This is a genomic window from Chitinophaga sp. HK235 (assembly GCF_018255755.1).
GTDB lineage: Bacteria > Bacteroidota > Bacteroidia > Chitinophagales > Chitinophagaceae > Chitinophaga.
This window is the reverse complement of the sequence record NZ_CP073766.1, coordinates 5109937-5124709: the sequence shown is the minus strand read 5'-3', so window position 1 is coordinate 5124709 and position 14773 is coordinate 5109937. Positions and strand designations below refer to the sequence as shown.

At 47.7% G+C, this 14773-nt stretch carries 18 protein-coding genes; 14 read left to right on the top strand and 4 right to left on the bottom strand.

Annotated features, from left to right (window positions below):
- Positions 1-4: 4 nt before the first annotated feature.
- From paaA to nadD, 5 genes are all read left to right on the top strand, one after another.
- Positions 5-1003, top strand: a complete 999-nt coding sequence (gene paaA / locus KD145_RS19145; RefSeq protein WP_212000878.1) for a 1,2-phenylacetyl-CoA epoxidase subunit PaaA — start codon at positions 5-7, stop codon at positions 1001-1003.
- A gap of 87 nt (positions 1004-1090) precedes the next feature.
- Positions 1091-1459 (top strand): 1,2-phenylacetyl-CoA epoxidase subunit B, encoded by a 369-nt coding sequence (locus tag KD145_RS19140; protein ID WP_212000876.1) that lies wholly within the window; start codon positions 1091-1093, stop codon positions 1457-1459.
- Entirely contained in the window at positions 1456-2220 is a 765-nt protein-coding gene (gene paaC / locus KD145_RS19135) for a 1,2-phenylacetyl-CoA epoxidase subunit PaaC (RefSeq protein WP_212000874.1), read from the top strand. The genes KD145_RS19140 and paaC overlap by 4 nt, the downstream gene beginning before the upstream one ends.
- Positions 2221-2227: 7 nt before the next feature.
- Positions 2228-2722 (top strand): 1,2-phenylacetyl-CoA epoxidase subunit PaaD, encoded by a 495-nt coding sequence (paaD, locus tag KD145_RS19130; protein ID WP_212000873.1) that lies wholly within the window; start codon positions 2228-2230, stop codon positions 2720-2722.
- 93 nt (positions 2723-2815) lie between these two features.
- The gene (gene nadD, locus KD145_RS19125) at positions 2816-3385 is read left to right on the top strand and encodes a nicotinate (nicotinamide) nucleotide adenylyltransferase (RefSeq protein ID WP_212000868.1); all 570 of its coding nucleotides are present in this window, start codon (positions 2816-2818) and stop codon (positions 3383-3385) included.
- A 1-nt stretch (position 3386) separates the two neighbouring features.
- Here the strand turns inward: nadD and KD145_RS19120 are convergent, their stop codons facing one another.
- On the bottom strand, positions 3387-4442 hold the full coding sequence (locus KD145_RS19120; protein ID WP_212000866.1) for an AI-2E family transporter: 1056 nt from the start codon (positions 4440-4442) through the stop codon (positions 3387-3389).
- 213 nt (positions 4443-4655) lie between these two features.
- Here KD145_RS19120 and KD145_RS19115 point away from each other — a divergent pair, with 213 nt between their 5' ends.
- The 3 genes from KD145_RS19115 to KD145_RS19105 are packed head-to-tail and all read left to right on the top strand — an operon-like array spanning position 4656 to position 5715.
- The gene (locus tag KD145_RS19115) at positions 4656-4850 is read left to right on the top strand and encodes a YtxH domain-containing protein (RefSeq protein ID WP_113616125.1); all 195 of its coding nucleotides are present in this window, start codon (positions 4656-4658) and stop codon (positions 4848-4850) included.
- A gap of 28 nt (positions 4851-4878) precedes the next feature.
- Positions 4879-5343 carry a hypothetical protein gene (locus tag KD145_RS19110; RefSeq protein WP_212000864.1) on the top strand — a complete coding sequence of 155 codons (465 nt, stop codon included), beginning with the start codon at positions 4879-4881 and terminating at the stop codon, positions 5341-5343.
- Positions 5344-5361: 18 nt separating this feature from the next.
- A complete protein-coding gene (locus tag KD145_RS19105; RefSeq protein WP_212000862.1) occupies positions 5362-5715 on the top strand; it encodes a hypothetical protein in 354 nt (117 codons plus the stop codon).
- Between the two features lie 156 nt (positions 5716-5871).
- Here the strand turns inward: KD145_RS19105 and KD145_RS19100 are convergent, their stop codons facing one another.
- Entirely contained in the window at positions 5872-6897 is a 1026-nt protein-coding gene (locus KD145_RS19100; protein ID WP_212000860.1) for an SPASM domain-containing protein, read from the bottom strand.
- A gap of 128 nt (positions 6898-7025) precedes the next feature.
- Here KD145_RS19100 and KD145_RS19095 point away from each other — a divergent pair, with 128 nt between their 5' ends.
- Both KD145_RS19095 and KD145_RS19090 read left to right on the top strand, forming a co-directional pair.
- Complete coding sequence (locus KD145_RS19095) at positions 7026-7778, top strand: glycoside hydrolase family 25 protein (protein ID WP_212000856.1); 753 nt, start codon at positions 7026-7028, stop codon at positions 7776-7778.
- Between the two features lie 20 nt (positions 7779-7798).
- Positions 7799-8089: a hypothetical protein gene (locus KD145_RS19090; RefSeq protein ID WP_212000854.1), complete on the top strand. Its 291-nt coding sequence runs from the start codon at positions 7799-7801 to the stop codon at positions 8087-8089.
- On the opposite strand, the gene KD145_RS32325 is transcribed toward KD145_RS19090, so the two are convergent.
- Positions 8090-8803, bottom strand: coding sequence for a CAP domain-containing protein (locus KD145_RS32325; RefSeq protein ID WP_249219444.1), 714 nt, complete (start codon positions 8801-8803; stop codon positions 8090-8092). It abuts the gene before it with no gap.
- A 683-nt stretch (positions 8804-9486) separates the two neighbouring features.
- Positions 9487-9924, bottom strand: a complete 438-nt coding sequence (locus tag KD145_RS19075; protein ID WP_212000848.1) for a DUF4440 domain-containing protein — start codon at positions 9922-9924, stop codon at positions 9487-9489.
- 117 nt (positions 9925-10041) lie between these two features.
- Between KD145_RS19075 and KD145_RS19070 the strand changes: the two genes are divergently transcribed.
- From KD145_RS19070 to rmuC, 4 genes are all read left to right on the top strand, one after another.
- The gene (locus KD145_RS19070) at positions 10042-11232 is read left to right on the top strand and encodes a DegT/DnrJ/EryC1/StrS aminotransferase family protein (RefSeq protein ID WP_212000846.1); all 1191 of its coding nucleotides are present in this window, start codon (positions 10042-10044) and stop codon (positions 11230-11232) included.
- Between the two features lie 69 nt (positions 11233-11301).
- Entirely contained in the window at positions 11302-12027 is a 726-nt protein-coding gene (gene kdsB, locus KD145_RS19065; RefSeq protein WP_212000844.1) for a 3-deoxy-manno-octulosonate cytidylyltransferase, read from the top strand.
- Positions 12028-12048: 21 nt separating this feature from the next.
- The gene (locus tag KD145_RS19060) at positions 12049-13125 is read left to right on the top strand and encodes an iron-containing alcohol dehydrogenase family protein (RefSeq protein WP_212000842.1); all 1077 of its coding nucleotides are present in this window, start codon (positions 12049-12051) and stop codon (positions 13123-13125) included.
- Positions 13126-13267: 142 nt separating this feature from the next.
- Positions 13268-14728: a DNA recombination protein RmuC gene (gene rmuC, locus KD145_RS19055; RefSeq protein WP_212000840.1), complete on the top strand. Its 1461-nt coding sequence runs from the start codon at positions 13268-13270 to the stop codon at positions 14726-14728.
- Positions 14729-14773: the final 45 nt, after the last annotated feature.

The following is a 14773-nucleotide window of genomic DNA, read 5'->3' as shown; positions in this document are numbered from 1 at the left end:
CACTATGTACGGCGGCGGATATATTTTCGATGAACCAAACGGAAAACAGCTGCGGGAAGAACAACAGCACGATGACCCGGGAAAGCTGGAAGCTTTTGAAGAAAGAATCAGCAGAGGGGAGAAGATAGAGCCCGGAGACTGGATGCCGGCTGAATATCGCAGACAGCTCATCCGTTTGATTGAACAACATGCTCATTCTGAAGTGATTGGCGCTCTGCCGGAAGGCACCTGGATTACCCGTGCACCCGGATTTAAGCGCAAACTGGCGCTTATTGCCAAGGTACAGGATGAGATCGGCCACGGGCAGCTGCTCTACAATGCAGCAGAAACCCTCGGCAAATCCAGGGAAGCCATGATCAATGACCTGCTCAGCGGCAAATCCAAATATTCCAATGTATTTAACTATCCCGCCAAAACATGGGCGGATGTTACGGTAATCGGTTTTCTTATCGATGCTGCAGCGATCGTTAACCAGGTGGCCAATGCCAAAGGTTCCTACGGGCCCTATTGCCGGGCACTGGAACGCATCTGCTATGAAGAGAGTTTTCACCTCAAACAAGGGCACGACGCCTTTATAGAACTGGCCACAGGCACTCCGGCACAGAAAACAATGCTGCAGGACGCACTCAACCGCTGGTGGCAGCCCATCATGCATTTCTTCGGCCCTCCCGACAAAACCTCCCAGCACAGCGAAAAGCTGATGATGTGGAAAGTGAAAATGGCGAGCAATGATGAAATGCGCAACCAGTTCCTCGATACTTATGTTCCTAAGATATGGGAACTGGGACTTACCCTGCCGGACCCGCTGTTGCGCAAAAATCCGGACACCGGCCGCTGGGAGTATACCGATCCTGATTGGGATGAGTTCTTCCGGGTGATCAACGGTGGTGGACCCTGCAATGAAGAACGCCTGCAGGTAAGGAAATGGGCGGAAGAACACGGCCGCTGGGTACGCAAGGCATTAATGAACCCGTCAGAACGGCACGCACTGCCGGTCGCTTAAATTCGTATATACCTGCACGTTATATCCTGTTGGCATAGTGTGCCGTCAGGAGGTTATTCCATTTAATAAAAACCAATCAGTAAATTCATGTCTAACGAGTCTTTAGATCCGCGCGTAAACAGGCTGAAACTGGATGACGCCGGAACAGTGATCAGGGTGGAAGAAGGAGAGAACTGGAACGTATATGAAGTATTTCATCAGGAAAAAAGAGGTGCCCGTCACGAACATGTAGGATGTGTACACGCACCCGATCCGCAGCTGGCGCTGGTATTTGCCAAGGAACAGTTTGCCCGCCGTAAAAAATGTGTCAACCTCTGGGTAGTTAGAAGTGCCGATATTCTTGCTTTTGATGTGGAAGATGAAGATATGTTTGCCAACAATCTGGATAAAAATTATCGTGATGCCAGTGGTTTTAAAGTGATGGAAAAGATCAACAAATTCAAACAGTCCAAATGATCAACAACGCAGCATTAACAGACCTCATAGTAAAGATGGCAGACGATGAACTGATACAGGGTCATCGCAATTCCGAATGGACCGGCCTGGGCCCCGTTATGGAAGAAGACATCGCCTTCTCCTCCATGGCACAGGATAAGATTGGCCATGCATGGGCATTATACCGTATCCTCCACGAAAACCTGGAAGGTGAAGACCCCGACCGCTTCGCTTTTGTACGCCCCGAAAGTGCATTTAAATGTTCTCATCTGGTAGAGCTGCCCAACGGCGCATACGACTTCAGCCTGATAAGACATTTTTTATTCGATCATGCCGAAACAGTACGCTATGAAAGCCTGCGTGACAGCAGCTTTGAACCGTTTCAGCAACTCAGCAAAAAATTGAAGGGCGAACTGAAATATCATACCCTGCACGCCAATGCTTTTATCATGCAGCTGAGCAGGGCCAATGAAGAAAGTTATGCACGGATGCAGACCGCACTCAACGAAACGATTGCACTGGCCGCCGGTATATTCGAACCAGCTGCTATTTATGAAGACATACTCATAGATGAAAAAATATATCCCGGTGAAAAAGAGCTGTACCATCGCTGGCTGGACCGTATTTACCCGATCCTGGTAAAAGCGTCCCTTAATCTGCCGGACATGGACAGTATTACACCGGAGTTCGGCGGCAGGAAAGGTTTTCATACCACCCACCTGGGCCCGCTGCTGAAAGAAATGGGAGAGGTGTTTAATCTGGACACGGAGGCCAGTTGGTAATATGATGATGTCACCAGTAATTTCTCAGGAAGATATATACCGCGCACTGGAACAGGTGATGGACCCTGAAATACCCGTGCTGAGCGTGATAGACCTCGGTATGATCACAGACGTGGAAGTAACAGGCCCCGGCAGTGCGCATATCAAAATGGTCCCTACGTTTGCAGCCTGTCCTGCGATCAGCTATATCAAAGACAATATACGGACGGTAGTGGAAAACACTCTTGGTATAGCCGTTACCGTAGAAATAGACAAACAGGTGCACTGGGAAAGCAATCGCATGACCGCTGCTGCCAAAGAAAAGCTGAAGAACTTTGGCATAGCCCCACCGCAGGCTGTAGAAGGGGAGATGCAGCCGGAAATTATGCTTAACACACCCTGCCCGCATTGCGGCAGTGAGCATACTTATCTTCGTTCACCTTTCGGATCTACGCTCTGTCGCGCTATCCATTATTGTAAGTCATGTGGCCAGGTGTTTGAACAATTCAAGCCACTGGAGTAAGCGCGCTTTACAGGTTACAGTAATGGCTCTCGCAGGAAATGCCTATTTTTACACGTATTATTACTGGCCATTGGCAAATTATACGATGAAAACATGAGAATAGGTTTGTATTTCGGGTCTTTTAATCCTATACACACAGGGCATTTGATCATTGCCAATTATGTAGCATACAATACTGACCTGGATAAAGTTTGGTTTGTGGTTTCCCCGCAGAACCCACTGAAATCTTCCTCTGCTTTGCTGAATGAGCATGACCGTTTCCATCTGGTGGAACTCGCCATCAAAGATGAGCCACGGCTGCGCGCCAGCAATATTGAGTTCTCCTTGCCCCGGCCATCCTTTACGGTGGATACACTGGCGTATATGGGAGAAAAATTTCCGACGCAGGAATTTGCGATTATTATGGGCAGCGACAGTTTTCAGAACCTGCCGCGGTGGAAGAACTATACACATATCGTCAACCATTACCCGATCTATGTATACCGTCGTCCGGGGCATGAGATCACAGATACTTATGGTGCGAAGGTGGAGATACTGGATGCGCCCATGCTTGACATCTCCGCTACTGATATCCGCAAATGGATCAAGGAAGGGAAATCTGTCCGGTACATGGTGCCAGACAATGTGATCAACTATATCCAGGACAATAACTACTTCCGCTGATTTACATAGTCTCCCGGTGAGGCTGTCCTCTTTTGTGACGGTCCCTTCTTTTTACCAGGTATTCGTTGGAGTATATTTCCAGCAGCAGGATAAACATGGAAATAAGTAGGGGACCGAATATCAGACCAATGAAGCCGAAGAGGTTCACACCGATGATGACGCCGAAAATGGTGATCAGCGGATGCACATCTGCAATCTTTTTGGCCAGCAGAAAACGGGCTATGTTATCAGAGGTGCCTACCACACCAAAGCCGTACACCAGCACAGCGATTCCCTGCCAGGTACTGCCTGTTGCCAGCAGATACACGCCCATAGGCACATATACGGCAGCAGCCCCAATCACCGGCAGCATGGCGGTAAAGCAGGTGACCACAAACCAGAATAGTGGTTGAGGAACACCAAAAATAAGATACCCGATCAGTGATACCACTCCCTGAACAACCGCTATCAGTGGTATCCCCAGCGCATTGGCAAATACCAGCGTATTAAACTCTCTCCCCAGTCTTTCCACATTCTCATCTTTCAGTGGAATATATTCATACAGACTTTCCTCCATCCGCCGTCCGTTGACCAGCATGAAATACAGGATGAAGTACATAATAGCGATCGCCGTGAGTGTATTGAAAGTAGCTCCCAGAAACCCCGGCAGGAAAGCAGTCAGCCCATTCTGTATCTTTTGCAGCTGTGTGGTGGAAAGCAGGTCTATCCCGATTTCCTGGTGCAGCTTTTCGTTGACATCCCGCGCCTTGCTGATCAGCTCTGCAGAGTGGGTAGCGGCATATGCCACTTTGGAAGATAACATATTGACCAGCGCGCCTATCGGGAGCAGGATGATCAGGAAAGAGGCCGTCAACAGCAGAGCGGCGGCCAGGCTTTTCTTCCATTTACGCACTTCCACCAGCCGGAACATCCACTTCCGGCAAATCACATAAAGGGTAATGGCTCCCAGGAATCCGGGGAAGAACACATACAACTCCATGAACAGGAGAATCACCAGGAAAAGAATCAGTAAGAGAAAACCAATTTGTTTGAGTCGGTCGTTGTCCAGGTAGCTCATAGTACATAATATCGGATAATTAATCGGTACGGGCAAAAAGCGAACCAGTACAGCTGGCTGGCGATAACCAGACAAATAAAGGTACTGCTTGTTCTTAAACCCGGAATTTTAGGGGGAAAGTTTTATACATTATTCATTTATGGAATGGTGTTTGTGAACCTTTATGTACCAAAAAATGAAAACTTTATTCTCTCATCTTAAAAAACCTATTTTATGAGTAAGAGTTCCAAAGCTGTTGTTTCCTTTATCGTAGGTGCGGCCGTAGGTGTTGCCGTAGGGTATTTCCTCAATTCTGATAAAAAAGATGAGCTGGTGGAAAAGCTGAAAGGCCAGACCGACAGACTAAAAGCAAAATGGAGAAGTAGGAAAGACCAATTACAGGACGAGTTGGAAAACGAGTTGGCGTAACCCCCCTTGGCAGATTAAATAACATTGCATGGAAGATAACTTCGGCAACTATTTTAACCAAACGGGCAAGGTAGCCAAGGAATACCTGGAAACCAGGCTGGACCTGCTTAAGCTCCAGGCAGCAGGAAAGCTCTCGAAAGCACTGGGATTGTTTTTCTCTGTGACGATGGCTTTCCTGTTGTTTTTTTTCGTGATTGTATTTCTCGGAATGGTAGTAGGTTTCTGGATTGGTGAAATGACAGGTAGCTTTACCATTGGCTTTTCCTGTGCAGCGGGATTGTTTATACTCTTGTTTGTAGCGATCCTGTTGTTCCGTAAACAGCTGATACAGAAGCCCCTGACCAGGTTACTGCTGTCCGAACTGGTAGAAGAAATAGTGGAACGTGATGAACAATCCGGTCATCTGCATAATCAGCCCGGATATGATCACAAAGATGATATGTATGGGCATGTGCCTAATGAAGAAGCTACTGAAAACACCTCAAGAGGATAACATGAAAAATGTTTACACATGCGGAAGGTAAAAGTCACCACCCAGGAAGACCTTGACCGGGAGATAGCTCGTTTACAGATGCGTACCAAAAAACTGGAACAGGACCTGGGCCGGCGGGCAGACTATTTCAAGCACAATTATAAAAAAATGGCGCTGAATGCGGTTATCCCCGGCAGCGCCAGACATAGCGGGGTACTGAATATTGCAGCCAACGTGGCCAAAGTGGCCTGGAGTAGCGGCAAGTTCAAAAACTTTGCTACTGGTGCCCTGATGACGGTATTGGAGTTTGTCGGTGTACAGCTGGGTATAAATCTTTTCAATAAGGTGAGCAACCGCCGCAAACGGAAAAGAGCGCAGAAGGCTGCGGAGTAACTGCCAGCTGAAAAACAGGGTAGGCGTATACGTTATCCTTATATCCGTTCTTCTTTCATCGGACCGCTTTTTCATATTGAACAGCGCATCTACCTATTAAATAAAAACCCGTTGGATTTATTTTCCAACGGGCAGTGTGGTTTATGATATCATCTGCTAGCCCCAGACTTTAGTGCCTTCGCTGCAATTGGCGCAGATATCGATGTTTTTTCTTGTTTGCAGGATCTGACTACGGAAATGGATATACTCTTTGTTATGCCACAAGGCCTTAAAAGATTCTTGTTTAAGGTTGCCGAGGCGGTGCTGGGCGTCCTTATCGAAACAACAGGGTACTACCAGTCCATCCCAGGTGACAACAGGAGAATGCCATAGGCGCCAGCAATGGTTGCCCAGCTTATTTTTGATGGCATAGGTACCGTCTTCGTTGCGATGGTATCGTGAATATTTGTCGATGGTAGGAATAAGGCGGTTGCCTTCTTCATAGTCATATACCTGGGCCGTCTTAAACCGTACCTGGTCCACACCAATTTCCTTCGCCAGTTTTTTGATTTCTTCTATCTGATGCTCGTTGGGTTTTACCACGAGGAACTGGAAGAACACAAAGGGTTTGGTGGATTTAAGCTCCTTTTTCCATTTCACGATATTTTTAGCGCCCTGTATTACCTTGTCGAGCTGTCCGCCTACCCGGTACTGCGTGTATACGTCCTGGGTAGTGCCGTCGATGGAGATGATCAGCCTGTCGAGGCCACTTTCAACAGTTTTTTTAGCGTTGGCATCTGTCAGGTAGTGGGCGTTGGTGGAAGTGGCGGTATAGAGACCTTTGGACGAGGCATACTTCACCATATCCAGGAAGCTGGTGTTGAGGTAGGGCTCTCCCTGAAAATAAAAAATGAGGTATAATAACTCTTTGGATATCTCATCGATGGTTTTCCGGAAGAAGTCCTGTTCCAGCATACCGGTGGGACGGGTAAAAGCCCGGAGACCACTGGGGCATTCAGGGCACCTCAGGTTGCAGGAAGTAGTGGGCTCAAAGGAAATGGATATAGGATATCCCCATTGTACCGGTTTATTGGTCCACTTGCTTATAAAGTAGCTACCCAGCACTTTCCCGGCGTTCCAGGCCCGGCGGAAAGTGAATTTGGAAGCGAGATTCAGGGTGTCATTCAGGTTAAAATCGGGCATATAAAAATCTCTTGACCTATGTAAAAGTAGTTTCTTTAAACAAATTATAGCCTATACTTGCTGTAAAAAAGGTCTGCAGCATGATAGCAGCATCCCTTTCCCGATTCCCTGCAACTAACTGAAACAACGTGAAAAGTACCAGGACCCGCTTATTATGGACATTATTGCTAATTGTGCTGGCCCTGACGGGCTACTTATGGTTGCACAGCCGTAGAGAAAGGATATCGTTTGTAAGATACGAGGAATTTGGCATTGACATGCCAGTCAACTATAAGATCCATGGTATCGATGTGTCGAAGTTTCAGAAAGACATCAACTGGCATGCGGTGAAGCAGATGCAGGTGGAGAAAATTCGTATATCCTTTGCCTTTATTAAGGCTACAGAAGGTATCACCCGACAGGATGCCTCATTCAAACAAAACTGGGACCGTGCAGGCAAAGCCGGATTGATCAGAGGGGCGTACCACTTTTTTTACAGTACCCGGGACCCGCTCAAACAGGCGATCAATTTTCAGAATGTGGTAGACCTGCAGTCAGGAGACCTGCCGCCAGTGCTGGATATAGAAACGAGCAACAATCAGCCTGCTGCTGTTATCCGCAGTACTGCTAAAATATGGCTGGAAGAGATGGAAAAAGCCTATAAGGTAAAGCCCATCATCTACACCAATATTCACTTCTATGAAACGTATCTTGGCAGTGAGTTTGATGAATATCCCCTATGGATAGCGCATTATTATCAGAAGGAGCGGCCGGCGTCTCAAAGATCCTGGCTCTTCTGGCAGCACAGCGATATCGGCAGGGTGAACGGTATCAGAACGACCGTTGATTTTAACGTATTTAGAGGAGATAGCACTGATCTGGCAAAACTGTGCATACCTTAGCAATGTTGAACAATCCTTATATGACCGAAGAAACGGAAATAGAAGAATCGGAAAGACCCCCAGAGGAGGACCCGAACAAACTGGACAGAGACCTTTTCTGGTTTCTCATAAAGATCATGCGTACCATATTTGTCGGGTTCTTCTGGATGTTTATCAATATTTTCCTGGGCCTGTACCTGGGATTTGCTATACCGGAGGAATCCACTCCGCGCAGAATGTTTTTTTTCTACACCTGGTTTGGTGTATCGTTGTTAGCCTACCTCTATATGATATGGCGTTTCTGGCGTAAGAAGATGGACGCGCCCCGTTAGCTACCTTTTTCTGGCGAGGTCCATAGTCCAGTAATTACCGGAGCGGCCAATACCAATATCTTTAAAGTCGGCAGTCATAATGTTTTTACAGTGTCCGGGACTATTGATCCAGCCCTGGATAACGGCCTGTTCATTCATATAGCCATTGGCGATATTTTCCCCGTAAGTATTCCACTGATATCCAGTAGCGGTGATACGGGTGCCAGGTGTAGAGCCGTCGGCGCCGGTATGGCTGAAATAGTTTTTAGTGTTCATGTCTACACTGAAGTTGTAGGCTGCTTTTTCAAGCTGGTCGTTCCATACGAGCGGTCCTACAGGTGGCATCTGAACACCGCCACAGTTACAGCCTTTGCTACGTACATCGTTTACCAGGTTGAGCAATGTGGCGCGGTCAATATTGTTGCCTGCTACGCCTGAGCTGGTGCCGCCGGTACCCGGATTAGTGGTGCCAGGGCTGGTAGTACCTGGATTAGTAGTACCCGGATTGGTGGTACCAGGATTGGTAGTGCCCGGGTTAGTGGTACCAGGATTAGTAGTGCCGGGGTTAGTCGTACCCGGATTGGTATTACCTGAGCCAGGAGTCGCCCTGGAGGTGTCCGCGGTAGATGAAGTTGAGGTGCTCGGCTTGTTGGGCGTCGTCGTTGAAGAGTCCGCCGGATGTGGATTGATAAGGCCTGAATCTTTTGAACAACCCATAAAAATCGCTACAGTCATACATACACATAAAGTCGCACAAATAAATTTCCCTGTCATAACCAGTTAAAAATTAAAAAAAATGAATAAATGAATAGATACAGGCTCTAAACAGGACAAGGATTAAAACTATAGTGGTTTCAGGGACAATGATTAAAACTACACAGTGGTAGTTCAGAGGTTATGGGTTAGAATCAGTACAAGAAAAAATCTTGAGGTCACGAAGATAATGGCTTGCTCTGAAAAAAAGAGATTGTTTTTGCAAACTGAATGTTAATGACTGGCATCTTCTTGTCCATGGCGGGTTGTAGGGAACTTTTCCCACTCATATACGGCATATGGGGAGCCTGCTCCCCGTATCCAGTCCGCTATTGGGGCAAAACAGGCGGTTTTCTGTCTGGAATAGTGTTTGTCAGCTTAATAGTGAAGGTGATGCTAAACCTTCATCCCGGCACCTTTTCAGGGTACCGGGATGGTATGTAAAGTGATGGAGATCAGTGAGACAAATTTAGCCCAGGGCTTCAGCCCTGGGAGAGAAAAAGAAAGAAAAGTCCTAACGTGATGAATATAATTTCCATATCCGGTGAAGACCCGAACGTTTTTTTATTGTAAGAAGATAACAGCTTATTATTTAGTTTCTTCTTTAATGTTGTGGTGTATAGCGGCCATCCTACTCTTAGGATGGTTTTTTTTGTGATGAAAGATCAGCTGCTATGGTCTGCAATGATTTTCCATTCTCCCTTTATTTTGCGCAGGGTAAGGCTGAAGTGGCCCTGAAGATCGCCGATGCTCCGCTGCAGGTGCCATTTACCCACTACCAGGTAGATGTCCGGTGCCAGACGTTTGAATTCCAGCAGTTTAAAATCGAGTTTACCCATGGCAGTGGTATCCGGGTAGGATTTTTTGTAGCGGTCGAGTGTGGCCTGCCAGCCATAGGTGACGCCGTTTTTACCGATGAAAAGCAGAGAGTCGGAATGCCAATAGGTTTGCATGAAAGCGGTCACATCACCCCGGTTCCAGGCACTGGTTTGGGCCGCCATCAGGGCTTCGATCTTCTGCTGGTCGCTCTGCTGGGCAGCAGCATAACGGGATGGCAGCAAAACAAAACTTCCTATCATGATCAGGAACAGTATAAAACGCATGTTGAATTTTTAGCAAAAGATAAATAGTTTTTACGATGTAACGCAACACTGATTATAGTAACTTTGCAGCACTATTTTGACATCACTTTCAATTTATATTTTAAAAATCAACAGCTTATGCCCGGATACGAACTATTTGGCGCCGAAGAAAGAAAAGAAGTAAACGATGTACTGGAAACAGGGATCATGATGCGTTACGGATTTGATGGTCCGCGTAAAGGCATCTGGAAAGCAAAAGAGCTCGAACAGGCTATTTGCGATAAACTGAACGTACAATACACACAGCTTGCTTCCAGCGGTACAGCCGCACTGACTACGGCGATGGCAGCCCTCGGACTGGGTGCCGGCGACGAAATCATCATGCCTACCTTTACATTTGTTGCCAGCTTTGAATCTGTATTCTCCGTTGGTGCCACACCGGTGCTGGTAGATGTTGACGATACCCTTACTCTGGACCCTAAAGCGGTGGAAGCAGCCATCACCCCCCGTACCAAAGCAGTGATGCCGGTACATATGTGCGGTGCTATGGCCGACCTGGACGCTTTACAGGCCATCTGTAAAAAACACAACCTGCTGCTGCTGGAAGATGCCTGCCAGTCTTTTGGTGCTACCTATAAAGGCAAAGCGCTCGGCTCTATCGGTGATGCCGGCACTTTCTCCTTCGATTTCGTAAAAACAATTACCTGCGCTGAAGGTGGTGCTATTATCACCAACAACAAAGACGTTTATATCAAATGTGACGGATACACCGACCACGGCCACGACCACCTGGGCGTTGACCGCGGAGCCGACCTGCATCCGTTTATCGGCTACAACTATCGTATCTCCGAACTGCATGCTGCAGTAGGACTGGCTCAGGTCCGCAAACTGGATCACTTCCTGGCCATTCAGCGGAAAACAAAGAAAATCTTCAAAGATGCGCTGTCCACCGTTCCGGGCGTGACTTTCCGTCGCCTGCCTGATGAAGCTGGAGACAGTGCCACTTTCCTGTCTTTCTTCCTGCCGGAGAAAGACCAGGCCAGAAACGCCGCTGCAGCCATGAAAGCAGCCGGTCTGCCTGCCTTCTACTATTACGACAACAACTGGCATTATATCCGTCAATGGGACCACTTCAAAAACGGAGATGTGCTGACACCGTTTGCTCCAGGACTGAAACAGGCAATGGAGATCTATAAAACCAAACAGTTCCCTGCATCAGACGAAATAATCGGCAGGAACATTTCTACCCCTATCAACCTGGCCTGGAGCGATGCCGAAGTACAGGAAAGGGCAGAAAAACTGGTAAAAGCTGTAAAAAGCGCATTATAATATTTCACGCAAAGGCGCATTACAGCGCCTTTGCTGCTCTTTGCACCTTTGCGTGACCAAACCGCGAACATGAAGAAAATAGCGTTGATACCTGCCCGTTATGGCGCTACCCGCTTCCCGGGCAAAATGATGGCCAAACTGGGCGGTAAAGCAGTCATCCTGCGTACCTACGAATCAGCCGTTAATACCGGCGTATTCGACGAGGTAATGGTGGTGACCGACAGTGAACTGATATACAATGAGATTGTCAGTAATGGTGGCAAGGCGGTCATGAGCAAAAAGGAACACGAATGCGGTACCGACCGTATTGCCGAAGCCGCGGAAGATATGGACGCTGATATTGTGGTGAATGTACAGGGTGATGAACCCTTCACCCAGAAAGAACCACTGGAAAAACTCCTGAAGGTGTTCGAAGGGGAAGAAGGCAAAAAGGTACAGGTGGCCTCGCTGATGCAGGAACTACACGATGAAGCGTCTATTGCAGACCCAAACTATGTGAAAGTGGCGGTAGACAAACAATTCAACGCACTGTTCTTCTCCCGTTCCGTGATCCCGTATCCGCGCAACAAAGACATTAAATCCATCTATTACGAACATATCGGCATCTATGCTTTCCGCAAACAGACCCTGCTTGACTTCACAAAGCTGGAGCCTACCCCGCTGGAACTGGCAGAAAAGGTCGAATGTCTGCGGTACCTGGAAAATGGTATTCCCATGAAGATGGTGTCCACTTCCTATATGGGCGTGGAAATAGATACCCCCGAAGACCTGGAGAAGGCAGCCAAATATTTGTAAACATCTAACTAAAACGGATATATGAAATTCAGGAATTTTAAAATGGTGGACTACGTAGTTTACGGCAGCGGATGTTTTGATCAGCTGGGCGAAATACTGGCCCCCAGGCGTAAAGGCGATGCTCCCATGATATTTTTCGTGGATGAGTATTTCCAGGACAAACAAGCGTTTCTGTCCCGTATTCCTTTGCAGGGCAAAGACAAAGTAGTGGTGATTGATGTAACCTACGAACCTAAAACCGTTACAGTAGATAAAATACGTGATGAACTGAAAGCTGAATTCGGGGAAGTATCCGGTATTATCGGTATTGGTGGCGGCTCCGTAATGGATATGGCCAAAGCAGTAGCGCTGATGATGACCAATCCCGGCTCTTCTGCAGATTACCAGGGCTGGGACCTGGTGAAATTCCCGGGCGTATACAAAGTAGGTATACCTACGATCTCCGGTACCGGTGCTGAAGTAAGCCGTACCTGTGTATTGACCGGTCCTACCCGCAAACTGGGCATGAACTCTGACTTTACACCGTTTGACCAGATCGTGCTGGATCCTTCACTGACCAATACTGTAGAGCCTAACCAGCGGTTTTATACAGCGATGGACTGCTTTATCCACTGCGTGGAATCATTGACAGGCACTTATCTCAATGCCTTCAGCCAGTCTTATGGTGAAAAAGCTCAGGAGCTGTGTGAAGAGATTTTTCTGGAGAAAGATACCTGGGACGATGACTGCGATGAGAAACTGATGATGGCATCCTACGCCGGCGGTATGAGCATTGCTTATTCCCAGGTAGGGGTGGCCCACGCCGTAAGTTACGGACTGGCCTATCTGCTGGGCACCAAACACGGTATCGGCAACTGTATTGTGTTTGACAAACTGGAAGAGTTTTATCCGGATGGGGTAAAGAAATTCAAGGAAATGGTGAAAAAGCACAACATCGACATCCCGCAGGGTATCACCAAAGGGCTGACAGATGAGCAGTTTGACACCATGATCAATGTATCCTTAGGCATGGCCCCGCTGTGGGAAAATGCACTGGGTAAAGACTGGAAGGAAATCATGACCCGTGAGCGCCTGAGAAAACTGTACGAGCGTTTGTAAGGTTTTACAGGATTAAAAATATAACAAAGGGGGCTGACCAGGCAATGGTCAGTCCCTTTTTATTCGGGGGACTGGCGGCAGTTTCCCAGAGCTCTTTTTATAACGCAGATCTAATGCGTAGTCAAAAACGATATTGCCTATTATGAATGTGATCTTGTTGATATTATTGATTGTCATAGGGATAGCATCAGCTGTGCTGGGATTCTTGTATTATACGGCCCGGAATCAGCAACAGGCCCTGCAGTCAGCAGTGGGCCAGCAGCAGGAACGCAATAACCAGCTGGAAGCAAAGCAGGGTTATCTGCAGAATATGCTGGATGACAAGCAGCTGGCAGTCCGTGAAAAACAGGAACAACTGGAACGGCTCAACGAAGAATTTGCTTCGCTGATGGCGGAACAGGGACGGCTGATGGAGCAGAACAAATATCTGCAGCAACAGCTGCAGAGCGAAAAGGATCGGTTACAACAGATGCACCAGGATTTCAAACTGCAGTTTGAGAACACAGCCCAGCAGCTGTTACAGCGTATATCCGGCACATTTATGCAGCAGAACCAGGTGAAGATGGATGATCTGCTGAAGCCACTGGCCGAAAAGATCGATAATTTCCGAAGCAGTGTACAACAGTCACTTGTGGCGGAAACCAGCCAGCGGGCGGAATTGAAAACAGAGCTGCAGCGGTTGCTGCAACTGAATCAGACCCTTTCACAAGAGGCCAACAACCTGACAAAAGCGTTGAAAGCCGATACCAAAAAACAAGGCAACTGGGGAGAAATGATCCTCGAAAAAGTGCTGGAAGCTTCCGGCCTGGAAAAAGGTATCCATTATGTTACCCAGGACGCACAGCGGGATGAAACAGGACAGCTGAGAATGCCCGACCTGGTATTACAACTGCCCGAAAACAGACAGCTGGTCATCGACTCCAAAGTGTCTCTCAAGGCATATGAGCAGTACTGCAGCGCAACAGACGAAGCGGAACGGCAGCAGGCACTGAAACAGCATGTGCAGTCTGTGAAGAACCACGTGAATGAGCTGAGCAGAAAAGCCTACCATACACTGTACAACAATACCACCGATTTTGTGATGTTGTTTATTCCGATAGAACCGGCTTATGCGCTGGCCATTATGCAGCAGGAAGAAGATCTGTATGATTTTGCCTTCCGTCGTAAGATCATTCTGGTGAGTGTGCCTTCACTGCTGGCAACCCTGCGCGTCATCGATGCTATGTGGCGGCTGGACAACCAGAATAAAAATGCGGAAGAAATTGTACGCCAGGGCAGTGCGCTCTACGACAAGTTTGTAGGCTTCGCAGAAGATATGGGGCTGATCGGTGAACACCTGAAACGTAGCCAGAATGTGTATGAAAATGCCATGAACAAACTGAGCACCGGCCATGGAAATTTGGTGGGAAGAGCTGAGCGGATGCGACGTCTGGGACTGGATAACAAAAAGAATCTGCCGCGCCAGATGACGATGGAAGTGGATTCGGCTGCAACAGAAGAAGAGTCCACACTACCTGCTGCAACAGATGAAATACCTGCTCCTGCAATCACGGTGCAGCATCCGGCACAGTCGCCTAATGGTACTATTCAGGAAAGATCTTAGCCGGACTAGTGTAAGCTACACCAGCTGATGTTTCCGGAATGAAGA

Coding starts and splice junctions, on each gene's coding strand:
- paaA (WP_212000878.1), top strand. CDS start 5: ATGTACGGCGGCGGATATATTTTCGATGAACCAAACGGAAAACAGCTG.
- KD145_RS19140 (WP_212000876.1), top strand. CDS start 1,091: ATGTCTAACGAGTCTTTAGATCCGCGCGTAAACAGGCTGAAACTGGAT.
- paaC (WP_212000874.1), top strand. CDS start 1,456: ATGATCAACAACGCAGCATTAACAGACCTCATAGTAAAGATGGCAGAC.
- paaD (WP_212000873.1), top strand. CDS start 2,228: ATGTCACCAGTAATTTCTCAGGAAGATATATACCGCGCACTGGAACAG.
- nadD (WP_212000868.1), top strand. CDS start 2,816: ATGAGAATAGGTTTGTATTTCGGGTCTTTTAATCCTATACACACAGGG.
- KD145_RS19120 (WP_212000866.1), bottom strand. CDS start 4,442: ATGAGCTACCTGGACAACGACCGACTCAAACAAATTGGTTTTCTCTTA.
- KD145_RS19115 (WP_113616125.1), top strand. CDS start 4,656: ATGAGTAAGAGTTCCAAAGCTGTTGTTTCCTTTATCGTAGGTGCGGCC.
- KD145_RS19110 (WP_212000864.1), top strand. CDS start 4,879: ATGGAAGATAACTTCGGCAACTATTTTAACCAAACGGGCAAGGTAGCC.
- KD145_RS19105 (WP_212000862.1), top strand. CDS start 5,362: ATGCGGAAGGTAAAAGTCACCACCCAGGAAGACCTTGACCGGGAGATA.
- KD145_RS19100 (WP_212000860.1), bottom strand. CDS start 6,897: ATGCCCGATTTTAACCTGAATGACACCCTGAATCTCGCTTCCAAATTC.
- KD145_RS19090 (WP_212000854.1), top strand. CDS start 7,799: ATGACCGAAGAAACGGAAATAGAAGAATCGGAAAGACCCCCAGAGGAG.
- KD145_RS32325 (WP_249219444.1), bottom strand. CDS start 8,803: ATGACTGTAGCGATTTTTATGGGTTGTTCAAAAGATTCAGGCCTTATC.
- KD145_RS19075 (WP_212000848.1), bottom strand. CDS start 9,924: ATGCGTTTTATACTGTTCCTGATCATGATAGGAAGTTTTGTTTTGCTG.
- KD145_RS19070 (WP_212000846.1), top strand. CDS start 10,042: ATGCCCGGATACGAACTATTTGGCGCCGAAGAAAGAAAAGAAGTAAAC.
- kdsB (WP_212000844.1), top strand. CDS start 11,302: ATGAAGAAAATAGCGTTGATACCTGCCCGTTATGGCGCTACCCGCTTC.
- KD145_RS19060 (WP_212000842.1), top strand. CDS start 12,049: ATGAAATTCAGGAATTTTAAAATGGTGGACTACGTAGTTTACGGCAGC.
- rmuC (WP_212000840.1), top strand. CDS start 13,268: ATGAATGTGATCTTGTTGATATTATTGATTGTCATAGGGATAGCATCA.